This window comes from Xylanibacillus composti, assembly GCF_018403685.1.
Classification (GTDB): Bacteria; Bacillota; Bacilli; order Paenibacillales; family K13; genus Xylanibacillus; species Xylanibacillus composti.
On the sequence record NZ_BOVK01000013.1, the window covers coordinates 1 to 14,904 of the forward strand.

Below are 14,904 nucleotides of genomic sequence, written 5' to 3' on the forward strand. Positions count from 1 at the left end.
CATTGATGCAAGGCTAGTGCAACGATTTCCCCTATTTGGTTGTGACAGCCGCATGTAGTCAGAAATAAGGGGATGAATTCCCGTTTTCGTACAAAATTTATATATTTGTTGACACGTATATATTCCTTGGTGTATATTAAGGCCATGAACACGACATCCATGCAAGCTGCCTTGGCGGTCATGGCCGAGCCGAATCGATTCAACATTATCGAGTTGTTGAAGGCAGGACCGCGAACGGTAAGCGAAATTGTGCAGCTGTTGAACATTGGCCAGCCTCAAGTGTCGCGGCATTTGCGCATTTTGAGCGAAGCGGGAATGGTGCGCGCCCGGAAGAAAGCGCAGCAGCGCATCTATAGCCTCGAAGCCCAGCCATTTCAAGATTTGGAGGTCTGGCTGGATTCCTTCCGTGTATTGTGGGAGGAGCGACTGGACAACTTTGAGGACTATATGAGCGATATCCAGCGGAAGGAGGATTCGTGACCGCGCGCGATGCGGTCATAGTTTGAACTGGGGGGAATGGAAGTGAGGAGGAAAACGCGGGTTACGAAAGTTCCCGAGCGCAGAGAGCTGATTGTGGAACGCATGGTATCCATTCCGAGGAGCGTTGCTTGGCAGGGCTGGACGCGTCCGAAGCATGTAGAGCGTTGGTGGGGACCGCGCACCTGGTGCGCAACGGTGTATGAGATGGATGTGCGCCCTGGCGGCATCTGGCGCTACCTGCTGGCCCCGGAGAACGGAGAGGGAGAAATCGCCAGAGGGATGGCAGTTTATGAGGAAGTGACGGCCCCATCCAGACTTGCCTATACAGACGCTTTCGCCGATCCAGCTTGGCAGGTGGTAGAGGGTAGCCAGATGCCCACGACAGTGACGTTCGAAGAGGCAGGGCAGCACACGTTGTTGACGATCACAACCCGTTTCGGCAGTGTTGCAGACTTGGAAGCGGCTGAATCGACTGGAATGATCGAAGGATTTACGGATGCGTTGGAGAGGTTGGAGGAGTACTTGCACAATAATCGAAAAGGTCTGGAGGACTGAAAATGATGAACGCGATTACGTCGAAAGATTCAACGAGCATTGCCTATGTCAAGCAAGGTTCTGGCCCTGCCTTGATTCTGGTTTCCGCAGCTGCTTCCGATCATCACGATGCTGCTAAGCTGGCGGAGCTGCTGGCCGCGCACTACACCGTCTACAACTACGACCGGCGGGGCCGCGGGCAAAGCACAGATGCTGGTGCTTATACGGTTGAACGTGAAGTAGAAGATATTGAAGCGTTGATTGAACTTGCCGGGGGTACTGCTAGCTTGTTCGGAAGTTCGTCCGGCGCAGTGCTGGCGCTTGAAGCGGCACATGCCCTAGGCGACAAAGTCAGCAAGCTCTTTCTGTACGAGCCTCCGTTCATTGTGAATGAGGGCCGCGCTCCGGTTCCCAACGATTATGTAAGCCGCTTGGAAGCGTTGATCCAATCTGGGAAGCGCAGCGAAGCGGTAGAGTATTTCATGACAGCGGCGGTCGGCGTGCCGCAGGAATTCCTCGAATTTATGAAGGCCGACGCGTCGTGGAAATCTATGGAAAGCATGGCGCACACGCTCGCATATGACGGCCGTATTATGAGGGATACGCAATCGGGCAAGCCGCTTCCGCAAGGTCGCTGGAAGGTGGAAGCCCCGGCCTTGGTCATCACTGGGGAGAATAGCGAAGCCTTCTTTCAGGATGCGGCGCAGGCTTTGGTCGATCAGCTGCCACGGGGTGAGCATTTGAAACTGGCTGGCCAGGATCATGCAGCAGTCGTCATGGCGCCGGATGCATTAGCCGAGGTAATGCTTGAATTCGCTCAAGCATAAGGGGTTGGCGGCACATTTGCCATCGGAACAGCTCCCCTTGATAAAAGCAGGAACCGATAGCGGCTGTTCTGGCGCAGCGCCATACGACGAACATCATGATTGCAATGATGAGACCATGAATCATCATATCCAGGCTGCCTCTAGTCCGAAGCGGACCCGAAGGCAGCCTTTTTCCTAATTGCTCCTACCAGCATGCGGACACGGGAAGCGTCTTATCGGTAGCCTTCCACGTATTCGGTCTTGCCGGCATCGACGACTTCTATGAGATATCGCAGGCAGTCAGGCCGGGAACCGTCCAGATCGGTGAACCCATACACCTGTGCCAGTCCGCCGCTGGAAAGTGATTGGCCGTTCCAGCGCTGTACATCCGGGTCTCCAGCCAGCGCTGCAACGGCCCGTCCGACATACCGGGGAGTTTCGGAGATGAGGAAGTGAGGTTCCTGTTTTGCCGCATCCCGCCAGGTTTGTTCGGTAACGTTGAAGTGCTCAAGCATGATTTCCGAGCGCATCCAACCGGGCGTCAGGGAAACGGCCGTGCATTGATGCGGCTTCAGCTCCTGGGCAAGCGCCCAGGCCATGCGCGTGACGGATGTTTTCGCCAGATCGTAGAACATCGACAAGCGGTAGTGGTCCCGGTTGTATGCTTCCGTGCCGTCAGTCATTTCAATGACAAGCCCGTTCGGATTTTGAATCAACAGGGGCAGCGCGAAATGGCTTGTGATCAAGTGGGTGTCAATGGCGAGCCTGAGCATGCGCAGTCCCTTCTCCAGCGAATGCTCCCATACGGGAACTTCCCATTCGGTCAAGTATTCCCCTCCCCATATATCGTTGACCAAGATGTCCAGTCTTCCTTGTTCCTCCTTAATTCGCGTTACCAACCATTCTACCTGCTTGGGATCCAGATGATCGGCTTGCACAGCTATGCCCTGTCCCCCGGCCGCAGTGACAAGCTCTGCTGTTTCCTCGATTGTCTCTGGCCGGTTGTACTCCGAACGCTGCGAGCGCGTCGTGCGCCCCGAGACGTAAACGGTTGCGCCAGCGGCTCCGAGCTCCACGGCGATGCCGCGGCCTGCTCCGCGCGTGGCACCGGCCACCAGTGCAATTTTTCCCGTTAGTGATTTCATAGCTTCTCCTCCTATTGGTTGCTAGTCAACGTAATCTCATTGTAGTCTATAATCAAGACACCTCATGTCATATATGGAAAGTTCATGTTTCATTTCAAAGGAGGAAGCGGCTGTGCGTGCGGACCGGCTTGTGCAAATCATGATTCTGCTGCAGAACAATGGAAAGATGACGACGGGTGAACTCGCAAGAACGTTGGAGGTATCCGAGCGCACGATCATCCGGGACATGGATGCGTTGAGCATATCCGGCATCCCGGTTGTCTCGGAGCGGGGCAAGTCAGGCGGGTGGCGGCTGCTCGATGGCTTTCGCAGTCGGCTTCACGGCCTTAAGCTGGAGGAGTGGAAGTCATTGTTTATTCTTCCCTCGGAAAAGTTGTTGGAGGACCTGGGCGTGCAGGCGAAGGGACCGCAGCTGCGTCACAAGCTGCTGGCCTCCATCCCGCAAGAAAGTCAACCTGCCGTGCAGCCGTATATGGAAAAAATCCTAATCGATACAGAAAGCTGGAAGCCTTCTCACACGGATTCCGCAAGCATGAACCAGGTATTGAATGCGCTGTGGAGCGACCGCAAGCTTCAGATGGTCTATACGAAGGCAGACGGCACCCGCACCACCCGAATCGTTCATCCGCTTGGCTTGGTCTCGAAAGGAAGCGTCTGGTATCTTGTCGCCTCGCTCGACGAGGGAGAAATTCGCAGCTTCCGTATGTCCAGAGTAGAGCAAGCCGAACAGCTCGAAGAAACATTTATCCGGCCCCAGCACTTCTCGCTGGCCGATTATTGGATGAGGAGCAAGCAGGCATTTGTTTCCTCTCTTCCCTCGCTGGAGGTAAAGCTGCTTGTGGACAGAGAAGTAGTAGGGCGCCTGACGTTTACGGACAAGTTTGTGCAAAAGGTGCATATGGATGAGAAGTCATGCGGCGAGCAAGTGCGTGTTACGTTGTCATTTCATACGGAGGAGGAGGCTGTCGCCTACGTGCTGGGCTGGGGCGGGAAGGTTCGGCTGCTGGGACCGGCACATTTAGCAGAACTGATTGTGCAGCGGGCGCGCGAGGTTGTGGCGATGTACGGAGGAGCACCGGGCCCCGCTCCGAAGATCGGGGAGTAAGGTCTGAACGGCGAGGCTTCATCTTCAACGAGGAATGCACCTACATGAAATCCCGTTACGTGAACGGATGCGGCACCTCCCCACCTACAGCGTGACAGCTTCCATTCGTTTATCCAGTCTTGGCGGCTGTTCAGGAAGCAGTGCTTAGCAAGGGCGTCATGTATTTCAGGGAGATATTGCAGTTGCCAGGCATGGCAGCCATGCTTTCAGCAGATGCTTGACAATCGGTGAGCAAGTGGGCTGATACCGCTCCGGTTTTTCCCTCCGGAAAAACGAGGGTCGGCGATGAGCAAATCCTTCGTCGGCTTGGCTATCGGCAGCGCGCTCGGACCAATTGTTGCAGCGATACTCGTCCTCGGTCAGGTCGGTCAAACCGTTATAAAGCTGGCGATGGCCAACTCCGTCTCGCAAACGCTGTCGCCCGAGCATTCCGGTGCGGGCATGGGGCTGCTGTCCCTCATGAATTTTATATCGGGGGGAATTGCAACAGGTGTCTATGGGAAGCTCATTGATCTTGGAGCAGATCAGCATTGGAACCCGCTTCATCTGTTCGGGGTCGGATCGTTGTACAGCAATCTCTTTCTATTGCTTGCAGTGCTGCATGGGGTATGCTGGCCGTCTATATGAAGCAATTCGGATTTCCGGGCAGACGGGAGAACACTGTAGACAAGTCAGCTTGATGGAAGCTGGGCTTTCGCGGGGATTATGCTGCTGTAGAACAGGACTGTGCAGCGCTCAGCTGCTCAGTCCACCACTTGTGTTTTCCCGTTCTACAGGGGGCGTCCAACGAAGGGGGGAATCCTCTGCTTGCACCGTGTATAAAATTTTGCATCGCTTGATAAAAAAGAGGTTTCTCAACAGCCTAACAAGGCGGCAATATGCAGCTAGGCGTCTCGAGCGGGTTGGCCGTCTCCTGCTGGTCTGACCTGCTTGAGCAGGAAAACTGCCAACAAGGCGAACACGATGACACAGACAGTGCCTACGCCTGCTACGGTGTTCAAGCCGTCCGTGAAGGCGGATTGCGCAGAGCCAAGCAGCTGCGTCCCTACATCCTGAGGCAGATGTTCCGCGGCGTTCCAGGCTCCGGCAAGCGTATCCCGAGCGGCTTCGCTGATGTCGCCGGGAAGTCCTTGCGGCATATTCTCTCCGACCTGTGCGCGATAGACAGCGGTGCCGATACTGCCCATGACCGCGACCCCGAGCGCCATGCCGAGCTCGGCGCTCGTTTCCGACATGGCTGAAGCGGAGCCCGTCTTTTCCGGCGGCGCTGAGCTGACGACAAGGTCTGTTACGAGCACGCCTTGAGGACCAAAGCCGAAGGAGGCGATCACGAATCCAGTCACAAGCAGGGCCAAGCTTCCCGCGGCTTCCACCTGTGTGAGCATCAGCAGTCCAATTGCTGCAATAAGAAGCCCGCCCGCGATGACATAGGCGGGACGGATGTGGCGCGTCAGGGCAGGCGCCAGCATGGAGCCCGCGATCATCCCGAGCGCCTGCGGGATTAGCCACAGCCCTGCGCGCAGCGGGGACAGGCCTTCCACCATTTGCAAATATTGAGTCACGAAGAGGAACACGCCGCCCATGCTGATCCCGCCCAACAGCATGATGCCCAGCGATGCGCCGAAAGCCGAGTTGCGGAACAGGCTGACATCCACCAAGGGATCGGTCAATTTGCGTTGTCTGCGGACGAACAGCAAGCCGAACAGCAGCCCGGTGACAATGGTCGCAACGGGCAGGATTTGCCAGCCGTACTTGGCCAGTTCCTTGATCCCGTATATGATCGGCAGCATAGTGATCAAGGAGAGCACAACGCTGACCAGATCGATGCGTCCGGCCTGCGTGTCGCGATATTCGGGCAGCAGAAATGGCGCCAATACAAGCAATAGAACCATGACGGGAACACCGAGCAAAAATACCGAGCCCCACCAGAAAAATTCAAGCATGATGCCGCCGACAAGCGGCCCGATGATTGTGCCGACCATAAAACAGCTCATCCAGACCCCAATAGCGACTGAACGCTGATTTGGATTGCGAAACATATTGCTGATCAGGGACAGCGTCGAAGGCATTAGCGTTGCGCCCGCAATGCCGAGGAGGGCACGGGTTACAATGAGCATCTCGGCACTGACCGAGAATGCAGCCAGAATAGAGGCGATGCCGAAGCAGGACGCCCCAATCATGAGGAGCTTTCGGCGGCCAATGCGGTCGCCCAGTGTCCCCATCGTTACGAGGAAGCCTGCAATCATAAAGCCGTATATATCCATAATCCAGAGCATTTGGCTGCTGCCGGGATTCAGATCCGCGCCCAAGTGAGGCAGCGCAATATACAGCACGCTGATATCCAGCGCAAGCAGCAGAGTCGGCAGCGCCAGAACCGCCAATCCGATCCATTGTTTGCTGCCGGCTTGCGGCGGGGCTGCGGGGGTGCCAGGACTGTCGTAGTGTTCATGTGTAGACTGGCTCAATATGATCATCCTTTCTCTCCACGAATGAATCTCTTTCTGTTGACAAGCGTTTGTGCCTTTCGCTCGCAATTTTCCTTATCAGAAAGCTTGCAGGTGCGAAGGGCAGTTTCACTTTACCATGAACGTTCCTATCCGATTTCTTATCGATTGCGATCTAAAGTGAGAACATCCGGATCAAACAGCCCCACCCTTAAACCACCCGTGCTTGATCGCATGCAGCACTGCCTGAGTGCGGTCCTGCACGCCCAGCTTGCCGAAGATGCGGGTAATATGTGTTTTTACAGTTTTCTCGGAGATGATCAAGCGACCAGCGATCTCTTTATTGCTGAGGCCCGTGGTCATCAGCTCGAGTACCTCACGTTCCTTGGGCGTCAGCAAGGACATATCCGATTCCGTGCCGCGGTTCGCCACGAGCTGAACGAGCCGATCCGTCACTTCTGGATGAAGCATGCGATTGCCGTCCACAGCGCCCAGAATCGTATCTGCGAGAATTTCTGGTTTTACGTCCTTCAATTGGTACCCTGCAGCGCCCGCCTGCAGCGCAGGCAGTACGCTATTGCGATCCGAGAAGCTGGTCAGAATAATCACCTTTATCTCAGGGTAGCGCGATGCGATTTTTCGGGTAGCCTCAATTCCGTCCATCTCCGGCATGTTCAGGTCCATTAAGATGACATCTGGCTGCAGGGCGTCTATCTTTTCCAACGCTTCCTTTCCGTTCAATGCTTGGCCGACGATTTCGATGTCAGGCTGTGTTTGCAGGAAATAGCGCAAGCCGTGCAGGACGACCAAGTGATCGTCAACCAGCAACACTTTAATAGCCATATCTGTTCCAGTCACGCTCCGTTCGGTCATTCAAATTGAGAGCATACAAGTTGCGGAACGAAGGTCGGCTTGCTCTCGCCTGAATTTTACCATATCGGTGCGGATAATGGGGCGACTTTTGCTGAGGGCTATGGGTGCTGCTATCTGCATGAAGTGCAGTTAGTGTGATGCATGTAATCCACCTCTACGTCCTCGCTCCCTGCACGCGTGGATGGAGTCACACCATGGCTGGATCATAGTTTCCAGCGGATTCGCAGGGTCGGCGATTCGAGCGGAATAATCAGAAGGCGGCAGCGGCTTGCTTCACCCGGTTAGTCCTTCGTCGATGAGTGCCGCCCTCCGATCAGGGAATTGATGATGACCTTCTATCACGACCGTCGTCAAATCCTGAATCCCGAAAAACGCTAGTTGATTCCGCACGAAGCGCACTGCCATTTCGCTAGGATCGTCTTGGTACACGCCGCCACGCGCGTTCAGCAGAGCGACCTTCATATGAGGCAGCAGTCCGGTCGGCCCGTCACTGGAATAGGAGAATGTCATTTCTTCATGATCCCTTCACTCCTCATCTTGTCTGATCTGTTCTAATTGTAAAGGGATGCGGCTGCAGATACGTCCGACAGCAACTGCAATTTGGCATACAAAAAAAGCCTTATCCGAAGATAAGACTATGGTCGTAGTTTCCATGAATATGCGCCAAAGCGAGAAGCCAAGATGAGGATTGCTAACCCCGCTCCTCTGCTTGAAGCGGTAGACGAGCCGTTATCACGGTTCCCAGCCCCTCCTCGCTAAGGATGTGCAGGCTGCCGCCCAGCTCCTCTGTCCTTTCCCGCATGGAAGCCAAGCCAAGGGACCTTGCTTCCTGCTCAGCTTGTTCGAGCGTAAAGCCGCGTCCTTGATCACTCACCTTCATCGTGACCCATCGCTTGTCATGGGTGAGGCTGATCCGGGTGCGATAGGTAGCGGCGTGCTTGCGGACATTGTTCATAGCCTCTTGAGCGATGCGAATCAAGGCAAGCTCGAGTTCATGCCGATAGCGAGGCTCTTGGTCCGACTGGATGAACAGGCGAAGACCAATCGTCTGCGCGTATTCCTTAAGCGTGCGAAGAAAATCAGTTCCTTCGCTGCTCGGACGCAGCTGCCAGATGAGAGAACGCATCTCGCCGAGCGCTTCCTGCGCGATCCGCTCGACCTCCCGGATGGCATTTGCAGTTTCCTCATGTTCTGTCTTCGCATGCTCCCATATGCCGCGAGCCAAGAGCGAAAGGGAGAACAGCTTCTGATTGACCGAATCATGCAGCTCCCTTGCCAGCCGGTTGCGCTCTTCAGCCAGCAGCACCTCTTCCCACTCTTGGTATAACCGGACTTTTTCCAATGCGATCGTAACGTGATCGGCGAGAATCCTCAGAATTTCCAATTCGACCTTTTCGAATGGTCTGGAGCTTCTGCTCAAGTACAAAACACCGGACTCATGGGTATGCAGCGGCAGAGCAACGGCATAAGGCCCAAAGCCATGTTCGGCCAGTCTGATCTGCTGCTCCCTGTCTGCCTGCTCGACCAGGTCTCGCATGACGAACGGAAGCGCAGCTTGTGCCCCCTTGGTTCGACCATTCTCGTAGATGGAGCGCAAGCGAAGCTTTTGCTCCTCACGCAGTGCTACCGCTACCGTAGACCAGCCGAATTGGCGGCCGATGCTGTCGACTGCCGCCTCCAGCAATCGCTGTATATTATTCATCTTCAACAGCGCACGGGTGATGCTGTTCAACTGCGAGTAATAGTTGACAATATATCGCGACATGTCCTCAACTGCTCGCCGCTCCCGCTGTTCGTACAGCTTGACTCGCTCCACTGCGGTACCGATCTGGTAGGCGACCGATTCCAAAAATGCCAGCTCCTGATCCGTGAATTGCTCTTTTCCGGGAGAACCGACATTAAGCAGACCGAGGCGCTCCCCGCGTATGGTAATCGGGACGGTGGCATGATATTCCAGGTTGTTCGTCTCCCCCCAGCATTGCTGAACAGCGTTGTGCAGCCGTTCGCACTCAATCATCGTGACAGCCTGCTCTAACTCCTCTGCCCAATACAAGCGCAAACAGAAGCAGTCATCGCAGCGCATCGGGCGCTTATCCTCCCGGCATAGCGCAGGAGGAAGGTTGGAATCGGCCACAAGCCGGTAGCCTTGCTCGCCCTCCAACAAAAATATCCAACCGCTCTCCAGATTCGTCAATGCCAGCAGCTGGACCAGTGTTGTCTGCAACATCCCCTCCAAGTCATTGCTCTGGTTCAGGGTTTCAGCAATGGTCTTCAGCGTAAGCAATTCTTCGTAATAGCGCTTTTCTGTTGACAGTGGCGCCGCCTCCGTTCCGCAGGAAGTAGTACTCCCATTCTAGCATATGTGAGTGATGTGTTTCGCTACTAGGCTATCAACAGACAAAAGCAGATAAATTATTAGAAAATTTGTGAGATGGAATGTTTACTTCCGATTTTATACCTGATATAATCTCAGTATCTCGTAACCATTAAAGGAGGAAGAAAACAATGTTTAAATCCGGTCTAACTATTTGGTACAACGTATCCAATATGGAGCGCACGCTCAACTTTTACACCAAGAGTCTGGGATTTGCGCTGGACTTCCATGATGAGGAAAGACAAATGGCCATGATCAAGACGAATACGAAGGACTGCTATATCGGTTTTGCGGAAGCGGAAACCGTCGTGCCTGTCATATCTACCACCGTGTTCGAGGTAGAGGATATCGAGCAAGCGGTGGAGCAGCTGCGGGCACAGGGCGTAACATTCACAGGCGAGATTGAGGTTATTCCGGACTTTGTGAAGCTGGCGACATTCAGCGATCCGGACGGTCATTGCTTCGAGTTGTCCCAGACACTTGTCACCTTCGAATGACGAACGACCACATTATTCAGACTACACAGGAACTTTCCGGACGGTGGACGATTCCGATTTTGCTGACTCTGCAGCAGGCAGGGGGGCGATTTACGCCACTAGGCCGCCAACTGGACATCTCTCCGTCCCGACTAAGCAGCAACTTGAAGAAGCTGGAGGAAAAGGGCATTATTCAACACTTGTCTCCGTATGAACGGCGCCACCCGCTGCTGCCGGAATACCGGTTGACGGAGAAAGGTCTGCTGCTGCGAGAAGCTGCGAAAGCCATCCAGTCAGCCGAAACAGAGCTCGGCCGCGGTTTTCTAGCCGAGAGGTCATGGAATTGGCCGGTCATGCTCGCGCTGTACTATCAGTACAACCGATTTCAGGCCATACGGAAGCTGCTGCAGTCGGCTACGCCGCGTATACTGACCATGCGCATCTCCGAGCTGTGCGAGCAGGAAATCGCGGAGAAGCAGCCAACCATGGAGCCCCGGCCGGGCTATGACTATTGGCTGCTCCCAAACGCAGAGCCTCCGGTGGGGAGGCTGGAGAAAGATCTTTGCTCGCTGTTATAGCAGCCAAGTGAAAAAGAGACATGAGGGGAAACGTGCTGTTTTCCCCTCGACAGCACGTTTCAGGTATAAGGGGGAGCTTCCAAAGTCCAAAGAGACTTGGGAACAGCTCCTTATATTTTTGTTTCTTATTCACTAAGCAGCCGGTTATTCAAAAGTAAAATAAAAGATCTCTTACAGCACAAAGCTGATTCGGGAACAGTCTCGATTTTGAATTGCGGCGAGCGATATTGGACGCGATAGTTGAACGGGGTGCCCGAGCCGCGAGTCGTTCGCTCTACGCAGGTATCAGACAATTTGATTACATACCATACTGGGCTGATTTTGCGTGGCACATCGTTTGCTCCTTACTGCTCAAATATCTGCTAAAAAAAGCGGCTGGAGCCGGGGCAGGAAGCGTAGCGGATGGGAGCAGAGAGGATGACCGAGCCAGCCGGTTCAAACTGTTCGGTCATCCATAAGCCTGTCTATTCAATGTTGACTGTTAAGCCATCTGCCTAGGCCATCCGCCAGTTTTGTATGATCTCTCACACAAAATCAGTCCAACGTGGGGGATACGCACAACTTTTATACGATCTTTCGTATAAAAACGAGGATATTCCTTACAGCACTGTTGATTTTATAAGATTTTTCATACAAAACCTGCAAACCGGGACGTACAGCAAACCCTTTTGTACGATTTTTCGCACAAAATCAGTCTAATGTGGGGGATACGCACTACTTTTATACGATCTTTCGCACAAGCAACTATTCGTTTCCTCGGTTGTGCAAGGAACAATGCTGATGCATTCCACTTACCCGGAACGGTTTCCAATTGAGCAGGTCAAGGTTCAATATCCAAGCTATTTTGCCAATAGAAAGAATGGTGTGGTAGACTAATAGAAGGAGAATAAGTGTTCGGTTGCAACAGGCCGTGCAGTGTCCAGGCTTTCGAGTATGAAGCAAAGAGGTGTCGCAGGTGGAACACGGATTTCCAGAGATCGATCATGTCCTTGCCTATATCCAGCAGCATCTGTACGACCCGCTGACGCTCAACGATCTGGCGAAGCAGGCCGCGTACAGCCCTTATCATTTCACCCGGCTGTTCAAGAAGAGGATAGGGGTTTCGCCTCAGTATTATGTATCTGTGCTTCGGTTGCAGAGAGCGAAGGAATTGCTCCTTCATACCGGATTGAGCGTACGGGATATATCTTTGGAAGTCGGACAGCAGAGCCTGGGAACGTTCACAACCAGATTTACAGAACGGGTCGGTGTCACGCCAGCGCAATTTCGCAACTCGCCCATGCTTGCAGAGGACCACAAATATACGTTGCGGCACTTGAACAATTGGGAGCAGTATGAGATGAAAGCCGGAAGGCCGGTCTCTCCCCATACAATAGAAGGCAACGTTCATGCAGACCAGCCATTCGAGGGTGTGGTATTCATAGGCTTATTCGCCAAGCCGATACCGGAGCGAATTCCCTTGTACGGCACCCTGCTTTTCAATCCTGGAAGTTTTCGCTTTACGAATGTGCGGCCGGGCATCTATTACATTATGGCCACGTCCATGGCATGGGACATGCAGGCGATCGATGTGCTGCTGCCGCACAACACGCTGCGCACGCGTTCGAGAACGCCTGTGATTGTAGGGGGCAGCGAGCCTGTGCCGTTTCAGCATGTGCAGCTTTATCCGCCAAGAATAGACGACCCTCCTATACTGATTTCTTTGCCGCTTCTCATGAATCGGTTTCTCCAACGTGTTTCTAACTAACAACTGGCAGGTAATTTTCCTAGCAATCTGCTATACTGGTACTAGAAACTATTCAAAGCAATGAATAGAAATCAGGGAGGATGCAATGACTATTATAACTGCAACCATGAAAACAAATTACAAATGGCTCTTGCTGCTCCTATCCCTCGTCATGGCCTTCAGCATGGCAACGCCTGTTGTTCAGGCGGAAGACCTGGATTCAACGGGTGAATCAGTCGGGCAGCAGGCTGAAGAAGAGAATGGATCAACGTCAGACGGGCAATCAACCGCGGAGATAGATCCGCAAGGCGATGGAGCAGCAACCAAGCAGGTCCCGGAGCTGACGGAGGAAGCCGTCACGGCGTTTTTGGATGATTTCTTCGCAGCGGAATCGACACAGCCTTATTATGTCGGGGCATCTGTCTCTATAGTCAAAGACGGGGAACTGCTGGTGCAGAAAGGATACGGACATACGGATCTGACTGGGCAGGAGCCGGTGGACCCTGCAAGCACGGTGTTCCGCATAGCGTCTGTGTCCAAGACCTTTACTGCGGCAGCAGCACTGCAGCTGGCGGAGCAAGGGAAGCTGGACTTGCAGGAGGAATTCACTGCCTATTTGGACGGGGTTACCTATGAAAATCCATACGGTACGCCTGTGACCATTGAGCACTTGTTGACGCATACAACCGGGTTTGAAGTCCGTGACCCGAACCCGAGCGACATTCACACAGAGCTTGATCAATATGTGGCAATTGAGGACTTCGTGCGCGAGCATATGCCTCCGGTTGTTCGCGAACCGGGAACATCCTACATGTACGACAATTTTGCTTCCCTTCTGCTAGGCTACGTCGTACAGGAAGCGAGCGGCATGCCGTTCGAGGATTATATGAAACAGTATATGTTTGAGCCGTTAGGCATGGCGAACAGCGGCTATGTGCTCGAGGAAAAACTGGTTGAGAATCTGGCGGCAGGCCACGATATGCTCGGCAACCCGCTTGAAGTGTATACCGTAACGCCGACCGTCATGCCGCACGGCGGCATGATGACCACGGCAGAAGACGTGGGCAAATTTATGATCGCCTTGCAGAATGGCGGAATGGCGGAGGGCGGACGCATTCTGTCCGAGGAATCGGTCAAGCTGATGGAACAATACCAATCCGCGATTCACCCGCTGCTGCCGGATACGACGTATGGATTTGAAGCGCCGTTCCAACTGCCTGGAGCCGGAAGCCATCCCGGCATCATTACGAAAGCGGGCGACTTGAACGGTTACAGCTCCTATCTGTTCCTGATCCCGGAGGAGAATGTCGGTGTATTTCTGACCTATAACCAAATGGGTGTGCTGCGGAATTTGTTTTATCCGCAATTTATTTCGACCTTTTACCCTGAATATGCCGCACCCGCCTCGCTGGATGAAAACTTCAGGCCGATGACAGCAGAACAACTCGAGAAGTTCAGCGGATTGTATGCTGACCTGCGGTTGGATGTCTTTGTCTCCACGGTGGAGGTCAACGGCTCGGGCAGCCTGCTCATTTCGGACGCGCTGCTTGGCCCGCGCGAGCTTACCCAAGTGGATGATGCTTTATTTGTCGATGCATTAACGAATCAATTCACTGCTTTCCAACTTGACGAGAAGGGTCAAGTACTCTATATGAAGGAGCCATATATCAATCCGCTCGGATATGCGGCCAAGGGCAAAGAACCGGCCGGATTCATCGATGTCGGAAATTCCGATCCGTTCGCCCCGTTTATTCACGGGCTGCAATCGCTCGGTCACTATGACAACAGCGGAGCCGCGGCTTTTGAGCCGGAACGGTCGGTAACACGCGCTGAATACGTAGAGCGGATGATGGTCGTCAGCAATGTGAAGGGAAGCAAGGCCGAGGCCTACGCTTTCACAGATATTGCGGGCCATCCGGCAGCCCCGTATATCCAGGCCGCCTATGAGATGGGACTTGTCGCTGGAGACGGGCAGGGCCTGTTTGAGCCGGATCGGATCATCACGAGGCAGGAAGCTGCTGTTTTGATTTGGAACTCGTTGAAGCTGCAGTATCCTGAAGAGTTGTTTGCGGATGTGCAAATTGCCGATGACATCAGCGAATGGGCCCAGCCTGCAGTACGGATGATTGTGGCGCTCGGCCTGTACGGTCCTGAGGTGCAGATCGATGCGGATGGCACAGTGCATTATCTTGCGCTAAATCCGCTAACCCGTCAGGAGGAAGCGGCTATTCTGTATAAGCTGCTCACCCAGCCGACCGATGTGATTGTGTCGCAACTGCTGGCGGCCCAAGCGGGGGAAGCGCAGTAAATGAATAAGCCTGTGAAGACCGACAGCCCAGAATGAAATACAGCGAATGCAGGAA

At 53.9% G+C, this 14,904-nt stretch carries 14 protein-coding genes; 9 read left to right on the plus strand and 5 right to left on the minus strand.

Features of this window, described 5'->3' with window-relative positions; genetic code table 11:
• The first annotated feature begins 144 nt into the window (after nt 1–144).
• From XYCOK13_RS04665 to XYCOK13_RS04675, 3 genes are read left to right on the plus strand one after another with little or no spacing between them, the layout of a single operon-like run.
• The gene (locus tag XYCOK13_RS04665; protein ID WP_213410729.1) at nt 145–480 is read left to right on the plus strand and encodes an ArsR/SmtB family transcription factor; all 336 of its coding nucleotides are present in this window, start codon (nt 145–147) and stop codon (nt 478–480) included.
• A gap of 42 nt (nt 481–522) precedes the next feature.
• Complete coding sequence (locus XYCOK13_RS04670; RefSeq protein ID WP_213410730.1) at nt 523–1,035, plus strand: SRPBCC domain-containing protein; 513 nt, start codon at nt 523–525, stop codon at nt 1,033–1,035.
• 2 nt (nt 1,036–1,037) lie between these two features.
• Nucleotides 1,038–1,841, plus strand: a complete 804-nt coding sequence (locus XYCOK13_RS04675) for an alpha/beta fold hydrolase (RefSeq protein ID WP_308443012.1) — start codon at nt 1,038–1,040, stop codon at nt 1,839–1,841.
• Between the two features lie 212 nt (nt 1,842–2,053).
• On the opposite strand, the gene XYCOK13_RS04680 is transcribed toward XYCOK13_RS04675, so the two are convergent.
• Entirely contained in the window at nt 2,054–2,965 is a 912-nt protein-coding gene (locus tag XYCOK13_RS04680) for an SDR family oxidoreductase (protein WP_213410731.1), read from the minus strand.
• Nucleotides 2,966–3,077: 112 nt separating this feature from the next.
• On the opposite strand from XYCOK13_RS04680, the gene XYCOK13_RS04685 reads away from it, so the two are divergent.
• Entirely contained in the window at nt 3,078–4,070 is a 993-nt protein-coding gene (locus tag XYCOK13_RS04685; RefSeq protein ID WP_213410732.1) for a helix-turn-helix transcriptional regulator, read from the plus strand.
• A 285-nt stretch (nt 4,071–4,355) separates the two neighbouring features.
• Nucleotides 4,356–4,697 carry a hypothetical protein gene (locus XYCOK13_RS04690; protein WP_213410733.1) on the plus strand — a complete coding sequence of 114 codons (342 nt, stop codon included), beginning with the start codon at nt 4,356–4,358 and terminating at the stop codon, nt 4,695–4,697.
• Between the two features lie 257 nt (nt 4,698–4,954).
• On the opposite strand, the gene XYCOK13_RS04695 is transcribed toward XYCOK13_RS04690, so the two are convergent.
• From XYCOK13_RS04695 to XYCOK13_RS04710, 4 genes are all read right to left on the minus strand, one after another.
• A complete protein-coding gene (locus XYCOK13_RS04695) occupies nt 4,955–6,544 on the minus strand; it encodes an MFS transporter (RefSeq protein WP_213410734.1) in 1,590 nt (529 codons plus the stop codon).
• 165 nt (nt 6,545–6,709) lie between these two features.
• Nucleotides 6,710–7,357 carry a response regulator gene (locus tag XYCOK13_RS04700; protein ID WP_213410735.1) on the minus strand — a complete coding sequence of 216 codons (648 nt, stop codon included), beginning with the start codon at nt 7,355–7,357 and terminating at the stop codon, nt 6,710–6,712.
• Nucleotides 7,358–7,660: 303 nt separating this feature from the next.
• Nucleotides 7,661–7,897 carry an NAD(P)H-dependent oxidoreductase gene (locus XYCOK13_RS04705; protein WP_244864997.1) on the minus strand — a complete coding sequence of 79 codons (237 nt, stop codon included), beginning with the start codon at nt 7,895–7,897 and terminating at the stop codon, nt 7,661–7,663.
• A gap of 181 nt (nt 7,898–8,078) precedes the next feature.
• Entirely contained in the window at nt 8,079–9,671 is a 1,593-nt protein-coding gene (locus XYCOK13_RS04710; RefSeq protein ID WP_280520875.1) for a sensor histidine kinase, read from the minus strand.
• Between the two features lie 221 nt (nt 9,672–9,892).
• Here XYCOK13_RS04710 and XYCOK13_RS04715 point away from each other — a divergent pair, with 221 nt between their 5' ends.
• From XYCOK13_RS04715 to XYCOK13_RS04730, 4 genes are all read left to right on the plus strand, one after another.
• Nucleotides 9,893–10,258 carry a VOC family protein gene (locus XYCOK13_RS04715; RefSeq protein WP_213410737.1) on the plus strand — a complete coding sequence of 122 codons (366 nt, stop codon included), beginning with the start codon at nt 9,893–9,895 and terminating at the stop codon, nt 10,256–10,258.
• A complete protein-coding gene (locus XYCOK13_RS04720) occupies nt 10,255–10,815 on the plus strand; it encodes a winged helix-turn-helix transcriptional regulator (RefSeq protein WP_213410738.1) in 561 nt (186 codons plus the stop codon). The genes XYCOK13_RS04715 and XYCOK13_RS04720 overlap by 4 nt, the downstream gene beginning before the upstream one ends.
• Before the next feature lie 955 nt (nt 10,816–11,770).
• Entirely contained in the window at nt 11,771–12,562 is a 792-nt protein-coding gene (locus XYCOK13_RS04725) for a helix-turn-helix transcriptional regulator (protein WP_213410739.1), read from the plus strand.
• Nucleotides 12,563–12,647: 85 nt separating this feature from the next.
• Nucleotides 12,648–14,849 carry a serine hydrolase domain-containing protein gene (locus tag XYCOK13_RS04730; RefSeq protein ID WP_244864998.1) on the plus strand — a complete coding sequence of 734 codons (2,202 nt, stop codon included), beginning with the start codon at nt 12,648–12,650 and terminating at the stop codon, nt 14,847–14,849.
• Nucleotides 14,850–14,904: the final 55 nt, after the last annotated feature.